Origin of the sequence: Bacillus sp. SA1-12, from assembly GCF_000981385.1 — a bacterium.
In the GTDB taxonomy this organism is placed as follows: Bacteria; Bacillota; Bacilli; order Bacillales; family Bacillaceae; genus Metabacillus.
Window position 1 is genome coordinate 12619 of record NZ_LATZ01000020.1, and the last position, 17577, is coordinate 30195.

At 36.8% G+C, this 17577-nt stretch carries 14 protein-coding genes; 11 read left to right on the forward strand and 3 right to left on the reverse strand.

What is annotated here, in order from left to right; translation table 11 throughout:
* Nucleotides 1-49: 49 nt before the first annotated feature.
* The gene (pyk, locus tag WQ54_RS12930; protein ID WP_046517188.1) at nucleotides 50-1810 is read left to right on the forward strand and encodes a pyruvate kinase; all 1761 of its coding nucleotides are present in this window, start codon (nucleotides 50-52) and stop codon (nucleotides 1808-1810) included.
* 349 nt (nucleotides 1811-2159) lie between these two features.
* Nucleotides 2160-2546 (forward strand): FxsA family protein, encoded by a 387-nt coding sequence (locus WQ54_RS12935; protein ID WP_046517190.1) that lies wholly within the window; start codon nucleotides 2160-2162, stop codon nucleotides 2544-2546.
* Between the two features lie 187 nt (nucleotides 2547-2733).
* Here WQ54_RS12935 and ytvI read toward each other — a convergent pair whose 3' ends face one another.
* Entirely contained in the window at nucleotides 2734-3849 is a 1116-nt protein-coding gene (gene ytvI / locus WQ54_RS12940) for a sporulation integral membrane protein YtvI (protein ID WP_046517192.1), read from the reverse strand.
* Nucleotides 3850-4133: 284 nt separating this feature from the next.
* On the opposite strand from ytvI, the gene WQ54_RS12950 reads away from it, so the two are divergent.
* The 5 genes from WQ54_RS12950 to WQ54_RS12970 all read left to right on the forward strand — a co-directional run bounded on the left by WQ54_RS12950 (nucleotide 4134) and on the right by WQ54_RS12970 (nucleotide 9485).
* Nucleotides 4134-4598, forward strand: a complete 465-nt coding sequence (locus WQ54_RS12950) for a DUF441 domain-containing protein (protein WP_046517197.1) — start codon at nucleotides 4134-4136, stop codon at nucleotides 4596-4598.
* Nucleotides 4599-5224: 626 nt separating this feature from the next.
* The gene (gene citZ, locus WQ54_RS12955) at nucleotides 5225-6343 is read left to right on the forward strand and encodes a citrate synthase (protein WP_046517199.1); all 1119 of its coding nucleotides are present in this window, start codon (nucleotides 5225-5227) and stop codon (nucleotides 6341-6343) included.
* A 223-nt stretch (nucleotides 6344-6566) separates the two neighbouring features.
* Nucleotides 6567-7838 (forward strand): NADP-dependent isocitrate dehydrogenase, encoded by a 1272-nt coding sequence (icd, locus tag WQ54_RS12960; RefSeq protein ID WP_046517291.1) that lies wholly within the window; start codon nucleotides 6567-6569, stop codon nucleotides 7836-7838.
* 105 nt (nucleotides 7839-7943) lie between these two features.
* The gene (gene mdh / locus WQ54_RS12965; protein WP_046517201.1) at nucleotides 7944-8882 is read left to right on the forward strand and encodes a malate dehydrogenase; all 939 of its coding nucleotides are present in this window, start codon (nucleotides 7944-7946) and stop codon (nucleotides 8880-8882) included.
* Nucleotides 8883-9008: 126 nt separating this feature from the next.
* Nucleotides 9009-9485 (forward strand): MaoC/PaaZ C-terminal domain-containing protein, encoded by a 477-nt coding sequence (locus WQ54_RS12970; RefSeq protein WP_046517204.1) that lies wholly within the window; start codon nucleotides 9009-9011, stop codon nucleotides 9483-9485.
* A gap of 117 nt (nucleotides 9486-9602) precedes the next feature.
* Here the strand turns inward: WQ54_RS12970 and WQ54_RS12975 are convergent, their stop codons facing one another.
* Complete coding sequence (locus WQ54_RS12975; protein WP_046517206.1) at nucleotides 9603-10058, reverse strand: CBO0543 family protein; 456 nt, start codon at nucleotides 10056-10058, stop codon at nucleotides 9603-9605.
* Between the two features lie 33 nt (nucleotides 10059-10091).
* Complete coding sequence (locus WQ54_RS12980; protein ID WP_046517208.1) at nucleotides 10092-10586, reverse strand: CBO0543 family protein; 495 nt, start codon at nucleotides 10584-10586, stop codon at nucleotides 10092-10094.
* 271 nt (nucleotides 10587-10857) lie between these two features.
* Here WQ54_RS12980 and WQ54_RS12985 point away from each other — a divergent pair, with 271 nt between their 5' ends.
* From WQ54_RS12985 to mutM, 4 genes are all read left to right on the forward strand, one after another.
* Nucleotides 10858-11580, forward strand: coding sequence for a response regulator transcription factor (locus WQ54_RS12985; protein WP_046517210.1), 723 nt, complete (start codon nucleotides 10858-10860; stop codon nucleotides 11578-11580).
* Nucleotides 11573-13348 (forward strand): two-component system histidine kinase PnpS, encoded by a 1776-nt coding sequence (pnpS, locus tag WQ54_RS12990; protein WP_046517212.1) that lies wholly within the window; start codon nucleotides 11573-11575, stop codon nucleotides 13346-13348. Before WQ54_RS12985 ends, pnpS begins: the two co-directional genes overlap by 8 nt.
* Nucleotides 13349-13871: 523 nt before the next feature.
* Nucleotides 13872-16502, forward strand: coding sequence for a DNA polymerase I (polA, locus tag WQ54_RS12995; RefSeq protein ID WP_046517215.1), 2631 nt, complete (start codon nucleotides 13872-13874; stop codon nucleotides 16500-16502).
* A gap of 248 nt (nucleotides 16503-16750) precedes the next feature.
* Complete coding sequence (mutM, locus tag WQ54_RS13000) at nucleotides 16751-17575, forward strand: DNA-formamidopyrimidine glycosylase (protein ID WP_046517216.1); 825 nt, start codon at nucleotides 16751-16753, stop codon at nucleotides 17573-17575.
* The last annotated feature ends 2 nt before the right edge of the window (nucleotides 17576-17577 follow it).

Genomic DNA, 17577 nt, shown 5'->3' on the forward strand with positions numbered 1-17577 from the left:
TTCTTACTTAGAGCTGCCTCTTTCCACACAATTGGTAGGAGGAACATAAATGCGTAAAACTAAGATTGTATGTACAATCGGACCAGCTAGTGAATCGATTGAAAAGTTAACAGAGTTAATGGAAGCAGGAATGAATGTTGCGCGCTTAAACTTTTCTCATGGTGATTTTGAAGAACATGGAGCTAGAATTATTAATATAAGAGAGGCTTCAGCAAAGTTAAATAAAACAGTCGCGATTTTGTTGGATACAAAAGGTCCAGAAATTCGAACTAATACAATGGAAAATGGTGCCATTGAGCTTGAAGCAGGGAAAGAAATCATCATTTCAATGAATGAGGTTATCGGAACAACTGAAAAATTCTCAGTTACATATGAAGGTTTAATTGACGATGTACATATCGGCTCGACAATCCTTTTAGATGATGGACTTATTGGACTTGAAGTAGTTGGCTTAGATCATGCTAACAATGAAATTAAAACACTTATTAAAAATAGCGGAACGTTGAAAAATAAAAAAGGTGTAAACGTGCCAGGTGTAAGTGTTAAGCTTCCAGGTATCACGGAAAAGGATGCAAAAGATATTGTATTTGGAATCGAGCAGGAAGTTGACTTTATTGCAGCTTCATTTGTAAGACGTGCATCAGATGTACTTGAAATTAGAGAATTACTTGAAGAACACAATGCAAGCCATATACAAATTATTCCTAAAATTGAGAATCAAGAGGGCGTAGACAATATCGATGAAATCCTTGAAGTGTCTGACGGTTTAATGGTTGCCCGTGGTGACTTAGGTGTGGAAATACCTGCTGAAGAAGTTCCATTGGTTCAAAAGGAATTAATTAGAAAATGTAATGCATTAGGAAAACCAGTTATCACTGCAACACAAATGCTTGATAGCATGCAGCGTAATCCTAGACCAACTCGTGCAGAAGCAAGTGACGTTGCAAATGCTATATTTGATGGAACAGATGCGATTATGCTTTCAGGTGAAACTGCAGCGGGATCATATCCGGTGGAAGCGGTTAAAACAATGCATAATATTGCATCAAGAGCTGAACAAGCTTTAGACTATAAATCAATTTTAACTAAACGTAGTGCTCAAGTTGGCACAACGATTACAGATGCAATTGGTCAATCAACTGCATATACAGCATTAAATCTTGGTGTATCAGCAATTGTTACTCCAACAGAAAGTGGACATACGGCTAGAATGATCTCCAAATATCGTCCAAAAGCACCAATCATCGCGGTAACAGTATCTGATTCATTTTCACGTAAGCTTGCCCTTGTATGGGGAGTTTATCCAAGAAGCGGCAACCATTCAACAACCACAGATGAAATGCTCGATAACTCAGTTGTTGAAGCAGTAAACAGCGGTTTTGTTTCCCATGGAGACTTAATTGTGATCACTGCAGGTGTTCCAGTTGGAGAAGCAGGAACAACAAACTTAATGAAAGTTCATGTAATTGGAGATGTCCTTGCAAAAGGTCAAGGTATTGGACGGAAAACTGCCTTTGGTAAGGTTGTTGTTGCAAGTACTGCAAAAGACGCAAAAGAAAAAATGACAAAAGGATCAATCCTTGTTGCCCAAAGTACAGACCGTGATATGATTGAGGGGCTTGAGAAAGCTTCTGCATTAATCACAGAAGAGGGCGGGCTAACCAGTCATGCTGCTGTTGTAGGATTAAGCCTCGGAATCCCTGTCATTGTTGGAGTCGACAATGCAACAACTTTATTAAAAGACGGACAGGATATTACAGTTGATGCTGTTCGAGGTGTAATCTATCAAGGACATGCAAGTGTACTTTAATAAATAGATTTTTAAAATAAGGGAATCGGTTTTTACCGGTTCCTTTTTCGAGGTTTAGGAAACTTTAATATGCCCTGTACTAGTAGATAATTGCTTTGCCGAAGCACAGAACATGAAAGTGTAGGCAAGAGATAAGGATGTCCCGTTTATGACAGCCAGATGGTATTAAAGGCAAAAAGGCGCTTTCCATTCCCAATTCTCTTATTTGACCAAGGCTGATCAAGGCGCTTGCGCTTTTGCTTTTAGAATTGATCACTTCTCTTTTATAAACAAAACGAATAGAATAGAATTATAAAAACGAATTAAAGAGCTTGTCCTTAGCCATGTCTCTTATTTAAGAGGTGATAAGATGAGATTATTAATGTTATTCATCATCGTCATACCTGCTTTAGAAATAGGCTTTCTCCTTCTTTCTGGTAAAACGATCGGAGTTATACCCACAGTCTTCTTGATTATCCTAACGGGTGTCATTGGGGCTTGGCTTGCTAAGAAACAAGGAATCGAAGCCATAAGAAACGTACAGCAACAAATGCAATATGGACAAATACCTAGTGATGCGATCATCGATGGCCTATGTATTTTGGTTGGAGGATTATTGCTGCTTACACCTGGATTTATTACTGATATTGCAGGTTTTTTATTGTTATTTCCATTAAGCAGAAAAAAAATAAAGCCTTTTTTTATTTCACTTATCCGGAAATGGATTGATCGAAATCGAATTACAATCATTCGCTGAGAATAAGCGCCTATAGCAAATTCATAAGTCAAGACGCTCCAAAATAGAAGATGTTTTTTTCTTTAATGCCGGAGCGGCTGAAATTACTTTGCGAGGCGCTGGATGTGAAACACTTTTCCACGGTACAGAGTTATCCTAAAAAAGAATGAGGCTGTTTCAAAAACAAAGAGACAGCCTTATCCTTTTCTTATTTTCCTTTCCCCGCAATAAACGTCCATAGATCCTCATATACCCCGGCACTATGCAAGGTCTTTAAAATGACTAAAGCAACCGGTCCTGCTATAAGACCTAAAAATCCTATTAATTTATATCCAATGAAAAGAGAGACCAGAGTAGCAAGCGGATCTAATCCGATACTTGATGAAAGAACTTTTGGTTCCATTACCTGCCGTTGTATTAAAACAATCAGATAAAGGATCCCGATACCAATTGCAAGCGGAAGGCTTCCGCTAAAAGCAAGGTAGATAATCCAAGGAACAAATACCAGCCCTGTGCCCAGGTATGGCAGGATATCAACTAACCCAATCAGCAAAGCTATCGTTATTGCATAATCTACCCGGAGGATGAGCAGACCGATAAGTACAATTGTTGTTGTGATCGAGATAAGGGTTGCCTGGGCACGAATAAATCCGATCAGTGCTTTTTTTAATTCATCCAAAATAGTTCTTCCGCTTTTTCTGGCTTTAAGCGGTAAGATGGTATTTAATGTGCGTTTAAACTTGTACCAATCCTTGCTGATGAAAAAAGTAGCCAGCAAAGAAAAAATGATAACCGTTGCTGCATTAGGGAGCCAGCTGATAATGGCAGGTATATTTTCTAAAAAGCTTTTTATGAAATTTCCAACGCTTGAGGACACCTGCTCACCAATGTTTTGGATATTTGCGATAATGGATTGTTGCTGATTAGACTCCAAGTTATTAAAAAGATAGGTTAATTGGTTGTATATTGGCATAAGCTTTTCAACAAAAAAGGTTTCTAGATAAACTGTAAGCAGCTTCAAATGCCCTGGTATAACCTTCGCCAAATAGGTAGTACCAGTCACGATTTCAGCAACTAATAGGATAAGGACCCCTGCTATTAAACAAATTAACAGTAAAATAGCAATGATAACCGCTAAGCCCCTTGGAAATTTACCCTTTTGCTCTAATAAATTTACGAGCGGATTAATAAGCAATGCGATAAAAATAGCGATGATAAATGGATAGGTTAAAGTTGATAAATAATAGAAAATATAAAGACCTATAATCAATAATCCAACAATTAATAATAGTCTTAACGTGCTATATAAATAGTCCAAACTCAACTTTGTTTCCTCCCGAATTTTCGCGTCTTATAGCATATTTATTACAAGATGGACTTGTTTATGTGAACAAAAATTGAAGGGTATGTGGGAAAAGGTGAGATTTCCATCAGTAGGGTTTATCCCATCCCCGCTGATGGTTAGCGAAACTTATCGGATCTATACGGGCAGTTTTTACTTAATTATCTTCAAAGCTCAGCTTTTCCAGAATCAGAAGCAGGATGGTTTACTGCCCGGGTTAGTTTGGGATAAAGTTGTTAGTGAACTATATATTTGGGGGTTACATCATGTTTAGTCAACCGATGTTATTTTTACTTGTTTTGTTAGGGATCGGACTGTTGGCAAAAAATCAATCATTAATTATTGCAGTATCTTTTTTAATGATTATTAAATTGTTTGGTTTAGACTCAAAATTACTTCCTGCTATCGGTTCAAAAGGGATCAATTGGGGAGTAACAGTTATTACAATTGCTGTTCTTGTACCAATAGCAACAGGTGATATTGGGTTTAAGCAGCTGTTAGAAGCAGTGAAATCTGCTTATGCATGGATTGCTTTAGGAGCGGGGATTGCCGTAGCCTTAATTGCCAAGAATGGCTTAACACTCTTGGCTGAAGATCCTCATATTACTACAGCTCTAGTTTTTGGGACAATTTTAGCGGTTGCGCTATTTAATGGAGTTGCTGTTGGTCCATTAATTGGTGCAGGTATTGCTTACCTCGCCATGCAAATTGTGAAGCTTTTCAGCTCATAATGTCCAGGTTGCTAATGATAATGAAAAAAGCAGGAAATTATTTGAGGGAAAATGTACACTAATATAACAAATTTATGGTATGGTTATATATGTGAGATAGAATGAAGTGACCAAATCCCTAAAATAAAATTTTTCTAACAAATTTTTCGGCCTTATTGAATTGTTTTCATTCACAAAAGTCTGATAATTGTTTATAATAGGGTTAGGTTCATTTAAATGCCTACATAATAGAAAAACTTGCTTTTCCCGATAGGGTAAAAAGAGTAAATTTTCTATAAACGCTCACCATTTGAATAGAATATAGATAGTATATAATGGATCATAAATAAAGAATGAACATTTTGACTCTATCTATTCGTAAAAATGTAAGCATTTTCTTTTTTGGGGCTTGCATTGAGCAAGCGCTCAATCGTCAAAAAGTTTAAAAGAAAGAGCATTTCGTATTTAATTGGTATAAAAGCATAAAATAAATTTGCTTATACTATAAAAAATATCTCTTACCACAGATATTTTTCTTACATATTCATTGCTGAGAAAAATGAGATGGAAAACGGATTTTTGTGGGTAAACTTTTAAACTTTAAAGATGAATCAAATGGGGAATAAAAGGTAAAGGAGAGGTTTAATATGACAGCAACACGCGGTCTTGAAGGAATCGTAGCGACTACTTCATCTGTTAGCTCGATCATTGATGACACACTAACATATGCGGGCTATAACATTGATGATTTAGCAGAAAACGCAAGCTTTGAAGAAGTGGTATATCTACTTTGGCACAGAAAGCTGCCAAATGCTGAGCAGTTGAATGAAATCAAGAAACAACTTGCGGAAAATGCAAAAATTCCACAGCAAGTCATCGAACACTTCAGAACATATCCTATCAAAAGTGTGCACCCAATGGCAGCTCTTCGTACAGCTGTATCATTACTTGGCTTATTTGACGAGGAAGCTGATGTGATGGATACAGAAGCTAACTATAGAAAAGCAATCCGACTACAAGCACAGCTTCCAATCGTTGTCACATCATTTGCTCGCATCCGTAAAGGCTTAGAGCCGGTTGAGCCTAGAACAGACTTATCAATGGCTGCAAACTTCCTATATACACTAACTGGTGAGGAACCTAATGAAGTAGCAATTGAGGCGTTTAATAAAGCGCTCGTTTTACATGCCGATCATGAATTAAATGCATCTACATTTACTGCTCGTGTTTGTGTTGCAACATTATCAGACGTTTATTCTGGTGTGACTTCAGCAATCGGAGCGCTAAAAGGACCATTACACGGTGGAGCAAATGAAGCAGTAATGAAGATGCTTACTGAGATTGGCGAAGTGGAAAATGTAGAAAGCTATATTAATGAAAAGCTTGATAATAAAGAAAAAATTATGGGCTTTGGGCACCGTGTTTATCGTCAGGGGGACCCTAGAGCTAAACATTTAAAGAAAATGTCTGAGAAACTGACGAAATTAACTGGTGAACCGAAATGGTATGAAATTTCAACGAAAGTTGAAGAAGTTGTTAGATCACGCAAACCATTGCCGCCAAACGTTGATTTCTATTCAGCATCTATGTACCACAGCTTAGGTATTGATCATGACCTGTTTACGCCAATTTTTGCAGTTAGCCGTGTTTCTGGCTGGTTAGCTCATATTTTAGAGCAATATGAAAACAACCGCTTAATTCGCCCGCGCGCTGAATATGTTGGTCCCGATAAGCAAGCCTATATACCATTAGAGCAACGCGGTTAATAATCTTTTATTTGGAAATGGTAATAATAAATTATGATTTCAAACACAGCATCCTCCCTGTTTGATTGGGAGGATTACTGTGTGGAATCGTTATCTTTATAAAAAGCAAAAAAATTATTTTAAATTCTCTGCAAAATTCTTTAAAAACTACTATACTAAAAAGTGTGCAATCTATCCTTTGGATAATAGCTATAGAATATACATAATCTGGGAGGTAATTTCTTTGACACAAGGTGAAAAAATTACAGTAACTAACGGAGCATTAAACGTACCAAACAATCCAATTATCCCATTTATTGAAGGTGACGGAATCGGTCCTGATATCTGGGCAGCTGCATCACGTGTATTAGAAGCAGCGGTTGAAAAAGCGTACAATGGTGAAAAAGAAATCGTTTGGAAAGAAGTTCTTGCTGGTGAAAAAGCATTTAATCAAACTGGCGAATGGTTACCAAATGAAACACTGGAAGTTATTCGTGAGTACTTAATTGCTATTAAAGGACCTTTAACAACACCAATTGGCGGAGGAATCCGTTCACTGAATGTAGCACTTCGTCAAGAATTAGATTTATTTGTTTGCTTGCGTCCAGTACGTTATTTCCAAGGTGTACCTTCACCAGTTAAGCGTCCAGAAGATACGGATATGGTTATTTTCCGTGAAAACACTGAGGATATCTATGCTGGTATTGAGTATGCAAAAGGCTCTGAAGAAGTTCAAAAGCTAATCGACTTCTTGAAAAGTGAAATGGGCGTTAATAAAATTCGTTTCCCTGAAACTTCTGGTATCGGTATCAAACCTGTTTCTGAAGAAGGTACAAGCCGTTTAGTAAGAGCTGCAATCAATTATGCAATTGAGCATGGCCGTAAATCTGTAACACTTGTTCATAAAGGAAACATTATGAAATTCACTGAAGGTGCCTTCAAAAACTGGGGCTATGAACTTGCAGAAAAAGAATTCGGCGATAAAGTATTTACTTGGGCAGAATATGACCGCATTGTTGAAAAAGAAGGCAAAGAAGCAGCTAATAAAGCACAAGCTGATGCAGAAGCTGCTGGGAAAATTATTGTAAAAGATGCAATTGCAGATATCTTCTTACAACAAATTTTAACTCGTCCTCGTGAATTTGATGTAGTTGCAACAATGAACTTAAATGGTGATTACATTTCTGATGCATTAGCAGCACAAGTTGGCGGTATCGGTATTGCTCCAGGAGCAAACATCAACTATGAAACAGGACATGCGATCTTTGAAGCTACTCACGGAACAGCACCAAAATATGCTGGTCTTGATAAAGTAAATCCATCTTCTGTTCTGCTTTCTGGTGTATTAATGCTTGAACATTTAGGCTGGACAGAAGCTGCTGAGTTAGTTATTAATTCAGTTGAAAAAACAATTGCTTCTAAAGTTGTAACATATGATTTTGCTCGTTTAATGGATGGGGCAACTGAAGTAAAATGCTCAGAATTTGCAGAAGAGCTAATTAAAAACTTTGGTTAATTCATAATTCCAGTCATTATTTTATAGGTAACGATGTGGGCCTGCCTTTGAACAATTAGGCCGGCCCCGATTACCTGACTTACATAACTTTAAGGGGATGTTCAAATGGCAATCAAACGTAAAAAGGTTTCTGTTATTGGCAGTGGTTTTACAGGTGCTACAACGGCATTTTTATTAGGCCAAAAAGAACTTGCAGATGTTGTATTGGTTGATATCCCACAAATGGAAAATCCTACAAAAGGAAAAGCATTAGATATGCTTGAAGCAAGTCCTGTACAAGGATTTGACGCAAATATTATTGGTACATCAAAATATGAAGATACAGCTGACTCAGATATTGTCGTCATTACTGCAGGTATTGCCAGAAAACCCGGGATGAGCCGCGATGATCTTGTTTCGACGAATGCTGGCATTATGAAAAGTGTAACTAAGGAAGTTGTAAAATATTCTCCAGAATGTACCATTATCGTCTTAACGAATCCTGTAGATGCAATGACATATACTGTATTTAAAGAATCAGGATTTCCAAAGCATCGTGTCATTGGTCAATCTGGGGTACTTGATACAGCTCGTTTCCGTACATTTGTTGCACAAGAGCTCAATCTTTCTGTTAAGGATGTAACAGGATTTGTATTAGGTGGACATGGTGATGACATGGTACCTCTTGTACGTTATTCGTATGTTGGTGGAATTCCTTTGCAAACATTAATTCCAAAAGATCGTTTAGATGCGATTGTGGAAAGAACACGTAAGGGTGGCGGAGAGATCGTTAACCTGCTTGGAAATGGAAGTGCTTACTATGCACCAGCTGCATCTTTAGTAGAAATGGTTGAAGCGATATTAAAAGATCAGCGCCGTATCCTTCCAACGATTGCATTTTTAGAAGGTGAATATGGTTATGATGGTATTTACTTAGGTGTCCCAACTGTCCTTGGCGGCAATGGATTAGAGAAAATCATCGAACTCGAATTAACAGAAGAAGAAAAAGCTGCATTAAGTAAATCTGCAGATTCAGTTAAAAACGTAATGAAAGTTTTATCTTAAGCTACTTCCTGGTTATCTAAAAGAAAGTTGGGGCCATCCTCAATTTTCTTTTTTATCATTTTCATTTACTTTGTAAAATTCTCATAAAATTGGTTGTTTCTTCTAATATAGTAAGGTGGTGCAAATATGCTCCTTGGTAAAAAGCGAAAACTCGGAAGACATATTGAAGAGATTACAGTTGGAGAAAAATTGTCATTAACTGAAAAAATTGAAGATAAAGATTTATTGCTTTATTTAGGCTTAACAAATGATGCAAATCCGCTCTATATACAGCATGATTATGCCTCACAAACTCCATATGAAAAACCGCTCGTTCCAAGCTTAATGCTAACTGGAATTATTACTTCTGCCGTATCAAAATACTTACCTGGACCAGGTAGCCATATAGTCAAACAAGAATTAGCCTTCCTTAAACCGCTATATCATTATAGTATTGTCCAATTCCTTTTTGAAGTCAGTGAAATCCATGCAGCAGAAAATCAAATAATTGTTGAAGTTCAAGCAATAAATGGCGATGAGGAAATGATATTAGAGGGAAGGGTTACCGTTTGTCCTCCTTGTAAAATAACACCTATCGAAGGTAAAGCTTTAGACAATTTCTAAAACTGATCAATGTGGTCAGTTTTTTTAATTTGCATCTGCCTGAAAATTAAGAAATATGTTCCTCCTTACGCAAAGATTTAAAAGGAACCAAAATAAGAACAGTGAATCTTTCATTTTTTACCCTTCTTTATTAACCAAATGGGCAGTAAATCGGAGAATAAGCATAAGGAAGAAAATTGATAGAAATGTATGCAGCCAAGTCCAGGACAAGTATTCAATTAAATCAGTATATCTTTCAAACAGAAATTCAGTAACGGTTAATGCGGCTGTATAAAGGAGGGCCTGTCCGATAATACCGATTAACTTTGAACGATAGGTGGTTTGGTAAAAGTACATACAAACGACTGGAAATAGCAGATATTCATAAAGAATACTCGAAGAAAAATACTGATCTAAAAATTTCACCGGATATGTCAGCATATTTTCTTCTACTACTATGACACCTAAAAAGATCGAAAAATATGAGGCTAACAAGTAAATAAGCACCCAATGCTTGATCGGAGGTTTTCTAAAACTAAAAAGGAATAACACAATTCCAATGATGAGCAGTAACCATAAGATAACCATTTCCATTCCTTACTCCTCCTGTTGAAGTTGGTGTAATACCTAAAGGTAATCAAAAATGGATAAATAAAATATGGCAATAAAGACAGAAAGTATTAATGCCAAAGGTTTATTAACATGGTGAAGTCTAATCATCGGAAACATGATGATGACAAAAAAAGCTGACCAGCCAATAGTCCATCCATTGTCATATAATAATAACCCATAACTTTCGGCAAACCACTCGATTAGTAAAAAGCTAATCACCCACTTAAGAAGATAGCTGATTTGTTTTTTTGGTTTATCAGGATAATGCGATAAAAAAACAAAGGCTATTAAAGGATTTATAAGCAGATTATGAACAAAATGAACATTCATTGCATTCAGTATATGCATTTCTTTTAAATCCCATAAATGAAAATTTGAATGGGAAATATACTCATAAAGAAAAGAGGCTAAAGATATATAAAGCATGGTAGGATAGTAGGTCTCCCAGTTTTTCCAATCACCTTTTTTAAAAGAAAGGAAAAGAACGAGGATGACAAAAAGTAAGTGCATATTCTTTCTCCTAATGACATTGTTTTTCCTATTATTACCATTAAATGTAGATGAATACCAAAATTTTCAACAGTCCCATTGCCCTTTCAACTGTTTTTCTTTTTAACAAGTTTTGGCTAGAATAGATAAAAAACAAAGAAGGGTATACGATCTTCCTTAACTTTCTTTGTTCACAAATGAAAAAATCCCCCCGCTAAGCGAAGTTTCCTATATAATAAGGGTAAAAAGAGCTTGGCTATGATGAAGGGAAATACTATCCTTGGAGGCAGTTATGAGTAAGAAAATTCTTGTAGTAGATGATGAACAATCAATTTCAACTTTGTTAAAGTACAATTTAGAGCAAGCAGGTTTTAGTGTTACTACAGCAATGGATGGGGAAGAAGGGCTATATAGCTGTATAAATGAAGAACCAGATTTACTTGTTCTAGATTTAATGCTACCAAAAATGGACGGTATCGAAGTATGTAAGCAGCTTCGCCAAAGAAAGATTATGGTACCGATTTTGATGTTAACAGCAAAAGATGATGAATTTGACAAAGTGTTAGGACTTGAGCTTGGTGCGGACGATTATATGACAAAGCCTTTCAGTCCTAGAGAAGTTGTTGCAAGAATAAAGGCTATTTTAAGACGAACACAATCACATCAAATGGAAACTGACTATAAAGAGACAGTCGAATCAGAGCAGGTCATGATCGGAGATTTGAAGGTTTTGCCGGAACACTATGAGGCGTATTACGGCAAAGAACGGTTAGATTTAACTCCTAAAGAGTTTGAATTACTTGTGTATTTGGCTAAACATAAAGGACGAGTACTTACACGTGACCAGTTGCTAAGTGCTGTATGGAATTATGACTTTGCAGGTGATACAAGAATTGTCGATGTTCATATTAGTCATTTGCGTGAAAAGATTGAAAGAAATACGAAAAAGCCTCTTTATATTAAAACAATTAGAGGGCTAGGCTATAAGCTCGAGGAGCCCAAGATGAATGAATAAGTTTCGTTCAAGGCTGTTATTTGCCTTAATTATTTTAGTTATTACGGTTTTAATCGGATTAGGGCTTTTACTTGGACAAATTTTTAATAGCTATTATATGAATTCTTATAAAGAAAGCTTGAAAAGAGAAGCAAAAATAACAAAAACGCTTGTTTTTGAGAAAGGCTTACCCGAAGAGGAAGCTTATGATTTTGTAAATGAAATGGGCAAATCTTTCACATCACATTTTACGGTTTTAAATGAAAAAGATCAGGTTCTTTATGAAGCGGGAGAATTAGCCGAAGGGCATAATCATCAGCGTATGATCGATGATATTCTGCCGTTGATGAAAAATAAACAAGACGGTTATTTTTTCATGGATCAAAAAGAGAAACAGGCTTATTATGGGATTCCTGTTACGGAGGGAGAGTCCTATAAAGGGATTGTTTTAGTGACGTCTTCGATTAATGAATTAGATAAAGCAAATAAACAAATGTGGGCCATTTTATTGATTAGTTTAGGATCAGCCTTTTTTATTATTTTATTTCTAGGGGTTAAAATAACCTCTCGATATACTAAACCGATTGAATCGGCTACAAAGGTAGCGATGGAGCTTGCAAAAGGAAATTATAAGGCACGGACCTACGAGGATCATTTAGATGAGACAGGCATGTTAAGCCAGTCTATTAATATTCTTGCTAGAAATCTTCAGGATATGACCAGGGCTCAGGAAATGCAGCAGGACCGTCTGCAAACCTTGATTGAGAACATGGGAAGCGGGCTGATCTTAATCGACGGACGAGGCTATATTAATTTAGTTAACCGTGCCTATAAAGAACTATTTGAGGTAGATTCCGCTGAATTTCTTTATCAATTATATTATGATGCCTTTAACCATAAAGAAATTATTGAACTTGTTGAAGAAATCTTTATGACAGAGGTAAAGGTTAGAAAGCAGCTGCATATCCCTCTGAAAATAGAACGAAAACACTTTGAGGTATATGGGGCTCCAATTATCGGAACGAATGATGAATGGAAAGGTATTGTGCTGGTTTTTCATGATATTACAGAGCTTAAGAAATTGGAGCAAATGAGAAAAGACTTTGTCGCTAATGTTTCACATGAGTTAAAAACACCAATAACATCAATAAAAGGTTTTAGTGAAACTCTTTTAGATGGTGCACTAAATGATAAACAAACAGCTAAATATTTTTTATCGATTATTCTTAAGGAAAGCGACCGCTTGCAGTCACTTATACAAGATCTCCTTGATTTATCAAAAATAGAACAGCAAGGCTTTCAATTATCGATACAGACTTGTGATATTAGAGAGGTTTTAGAAGATATTTATATTATTCTACAAGGAAAATCACAGGAGAAGGAAGTAGATTTATCCCTTCAGATTCCAGACGGTCTTCTGTATATTGAAGGAGATTTATATCGCTTAAAGCAGATCTTTATTAACTTAATGAGCAATGCGTTAAACTATACCCCAAAGGGCGGCTCTGTACAAGTTAAGGTTGAAAAATACAATCACTACCTTCTTATTAAAGTAACCGATACAGGTATCGGGATAAAGGCAGAGGAGATACCGAGAATTTTTGAACGGTTTTATCGAGTTGATCGGGCGCGAAGCAGAAATTCAGGTGGAACCGGATTAGGATTGGCGATCGTCAAGCATTTAGTCGAAGCGCATAAGGGACAATTAAGCGTGACGAGTGAAATTGGAGAAGGGACAACGTTTACTGTAAAATTGTTTAAAAAGTATCAGGATGGCCAAAATTTATAAAAGTTTTGATAAAAAGATGATAATAATTGTTATCCTTTACAATTTATTTACATCCAATTTATTCTATCTTAATATAAAGTTGGTAAGATACTAAGTGAAAACCCCTTCATCCAAGGAGCCAATCTTTTGGACGAGAGCATTTTGCTCCCGTCCCTTTTTTTTGCCTTTCGAAGCTTGATTATAATAAAAAGAACCACAGTTTTCCTTTCTATTTGCAGTCATGATAGAATAGAAGGTGGAAAACAGTGGTTTTTTCTAATAAATTCACTATCTAAATCTGAATGGCTGAAAACCTACTGATGGAAGTCTCACTTTATCTCATCTTAAAGGATAGTAAACCCTATTTTTAGTTATAATGGAAAGCGAATATGAGTGATAACGATCCTTAAAGAGCCGACAAAGGACAGGATATCTAAGTCAGGCGAAGGATGTGCGGTTATGCGCGATAAGTATCGCTAACATTTTGTGGGATGAAGAAAATCAGCAAACAGCGCTTATCAATAGATACAGGAGGTACGAAATAGTGACAAAAAAGATTGTCTTAATTGATGGAAATAGCATCGCTTATCGGGCGTTTTTTGCTCTCCCTTTATTAAATAATGATAAAGGGATCCATACAAACGCCATTTATGGCTTTACGATGATATTAATGAAAATTTTAGAAGATGAGAAACCATCACATATGCTTGTTGCATTTGATGCAGGTAAAACGACATTTAGACATGAAACATTCCAAGAATATAAAGGGGGACGTCAAAAAACCCCACCTGAATTATCTGAACAGTTTCCGTTTATTCGCGAGCTTCTTGATGCTTATCAAGTACCCCGTTATGAACTTGAGAATTACGAAGCAGATGATATCATTGGAACATTATCACGCCAAGCAGAAAAGGAAGGCTATGAAGTAAAAATCATCTCAGGTGACAAAGATTTAACCCAACTCGTTACAGATGGGATAACAGTTGATATCACTCGTAAAGGAATAACTGATGTCGATTCCTATACTCCAAGTTTCATCCATGAAAAATACGGCTTAACACCAGAGCAAATCATTGATATGAAGGGTTTAATGGGGGATACTTCAGATAATATTCCTGGAGTGCCTGGAATTGGAGAAAAAACAGCAGTTAAGCTTTTGAAAGAATTTGAAACACTTGAAAATGTGTTAGCATCAATTGACAAAGTAGGCGGTAAAAAGCTGAAAGAAAAGCTTGAAGAAAACCGTGAACAAGCACTGATGAGCAAGGAGCTCGCCACTATTAATTGTGAGGCACCTTTAGCAATAAAGGTAGATGATGTGCTTTATGACGGCTTTGATGTGAAAAAGGTAACTGATATCTTCAAAGAATTAGGCTTTAATTCCTTACTTGATAAGCTCGGAGAAGAAGTTGAGATTGAGGAAGAAACAGTAGAGGACATCAGCTTTGAAAAAATAACCGAATTTTCAAGTGAATTATTAACTGATGAAGTTGCATTATATGCAGAGGTTCTCGATGAAAGTTATCATAACGCTGATATTATTGGGTTCTCTCTTGTAAATGAGAACGGCCACTATTACATACCAGCTGAAGCAGCATTATCGTCAGAGGCTTTTAAAGATTGGGCGGAGGATGAGACAAAGCGTAAAATTGTTTATGACGGGAAGAAAACAAGTGTCGCTCTTAACTGGAAGGGAATTTCATTAAAAGGGATCGATTTTGATGTCTTGATTGCTGCCTATTTATTAAATCCTTCTGAAAACTTTGCTGATGTAGCGGGTGTTGCTAAAACAAATGGACTGACAATCGTTCAATCAGATGAACTGGTTTATGGAAAAGGAGCAAAACGGACAATCCCTAATGAAGAAATACTTAGTGAGCATCTTGTCCGCAAAGGCCAAGCAATTTTTGCTTTAAAGGATAATTTAGCAGATCAGCTTGAAAAAAATGATCAATCATCCTTGTTTTATGATTTAGAGCTTCCGCTTTCCGTCATCCTTGCAGAAATGGAAGCAACTGGTGTGAAGGTTGATATTGATCGGTTAAAGGATATGGGATCTAATTTAGCTGAGCAGTTAACAGCGATTGAAGAAAGAATTTATGAGCTTGCCGGTGAAGCTTTCAATATTAATTCTCCTAAACAATTAGGCGTTATTCTATTTGACAAACTTGGCTTGCCTGTAATTAAAAAGACGAAGACAGGCTACTCAACTTCGGCAGACGTGTTGGAGAAGCTTGAAGAAAAACATGAAATTGTAAGGGAAATTCTTCATTATCGTCAGCTTGGAAAACTGCAATCAACATATATAGAAGGCTTATTAAAGGTTGTTCACAAAGATACTAGTAAGATTCATACCCGGTTTAACCAAGTGTTAACAACAACAGGCCGTCTTAGCTCGATCGATCCGAATTTGCAAAATATCCCAATAAGACTTGAGGAAGGCCGGAAAATTCGCCAAGCCTTTGTTCCATCAAAAGAGGACTGGGTTATTTTTGCAGCTGATTACTCGCAAATTGAATTAAGGGTATTGGCACATATTGCAAATGATAAAAATTTAGTGGAAGCATTTCAAAATGATTTAGATATTCATACAAAAACAGCGATGGATGTTTTTCATGTAGCCAAAGAGGATGTTACCTCAAACATGAGAAGACAAGCTAAAGCCGTAAATTTTGGTATTGTTTATGGTATTAGTGATTACGGACTTTCGCAAAGTTTGGGAATCACCCGTAAGGAAGCAGGCGAGTTTATTAAACGCTATTTGGAAACCTTTGTAGGAGTCCAAGAGTATATGGATGACATTGTTGCGGATGCTAGGGAAAAAGGCTATGTGAAAACACTGCTTCACAGAAGAAGATATATCCCTGAAATCACAAGCAGAAATTTTAATCTTCGCAGTTTTGCCGAAAGAACGGCGATGAATACTCCAATCCAAGGAAGTGCCGCCGATATTATTAAAAAGGCTATGATTGATATGGCGGAACGTTTGAAGCAGGAAAAGGTACAAGCAAAATTATTATTACAGGTACATGATGAATTAATCTTTGAGTGCCCAAGGGATGAAATTGCAATTCTTGAAAAAATCGTGCCTGATGTTATGGAAAATGCGGTAGAGTTAGCTGTTCCGTTAAAGGTGGATTATTCCTATGGTGACTCGTGGTATGACGCGAAATGATCATTTTTTTTTGATTGTTCTCGTGTTTAAGTTCATTGTGGATTGTGAACTGTGTTGAGTGACGGAAGACTTCTGCAGGGAAAATGGGTCAAATAAGACCTTAGCAGGTGCATAGCGATAAATTAGCAGGCTCATGGACTACCTGCAAAATTGAACGTATATAGTGGAAATCAACAGGCAACAACACATTATTAAAAAACAACAATCTTATAAAACAGCTTTACGTAAGATAGCAAGGAAGTGAAATGATGCCAGAATTACCTGAGGTCGAAACGGTTCGTCGAACTTTGCTTCAGCTTGTAAAGGGGAAAACAATTAAACAAGTTACGATCCATTGGCCCAAAATCATCAAGAAGCCAGATGACATTGACCAGTTTAGGGATGCTTTGGTTGGACAAACCATCTATGATGTGAAGCGGAGAGGGAAGTTTTTAAAATTTATCCTAGATGATTATGTCCTAGTCTCCCATTTACGAATGGAGGGGCGTTACGGTTTATATAAACCTGAAGAAGAGTATGATCATCATACACATGTATTTTTTTCTTTTGAGGATGGGGCACAGCTCCGTTATCGAGATGTCCGGAAATTTGGAACGATGCATTTATTTAAAAAAGGGGAGGAAGAAAATGAACCTCCTCTTTCCCAGCTTGGACCGGAACCTTTTGCTAAGGAATTTACTGAAGCCTATCTTCGAGACCGTTTGAAGAAAACCACAAGAAAAATAAAATCAGCATTATTGGATCAAAACATTGTTGTCGGTCTTGGGAACATCTATGTGGATGAAGCACTTTTCCGGGCAGGGATCCGTCCTGAACGGATTGCTAATCAGTTAACAGCTGCAGAATATAAATTATTACATCAAGAAATCATAGCAACACTCGACGAAGCGGTCGCCAAAGGAGGAAGCACGGTTCGTTCTTATGTAAATACTCAAGGTGAAATCGGCATGTTTCAACTGCAATTATTTGTATATGGGAGAACAAACGAACCTTGTAAGCAATGCGGGACCAATTTAATAAAAACTGTTGTTGGCGGAAGAGGAACACATTATTGTGAAAACTGCCAGAAATAATT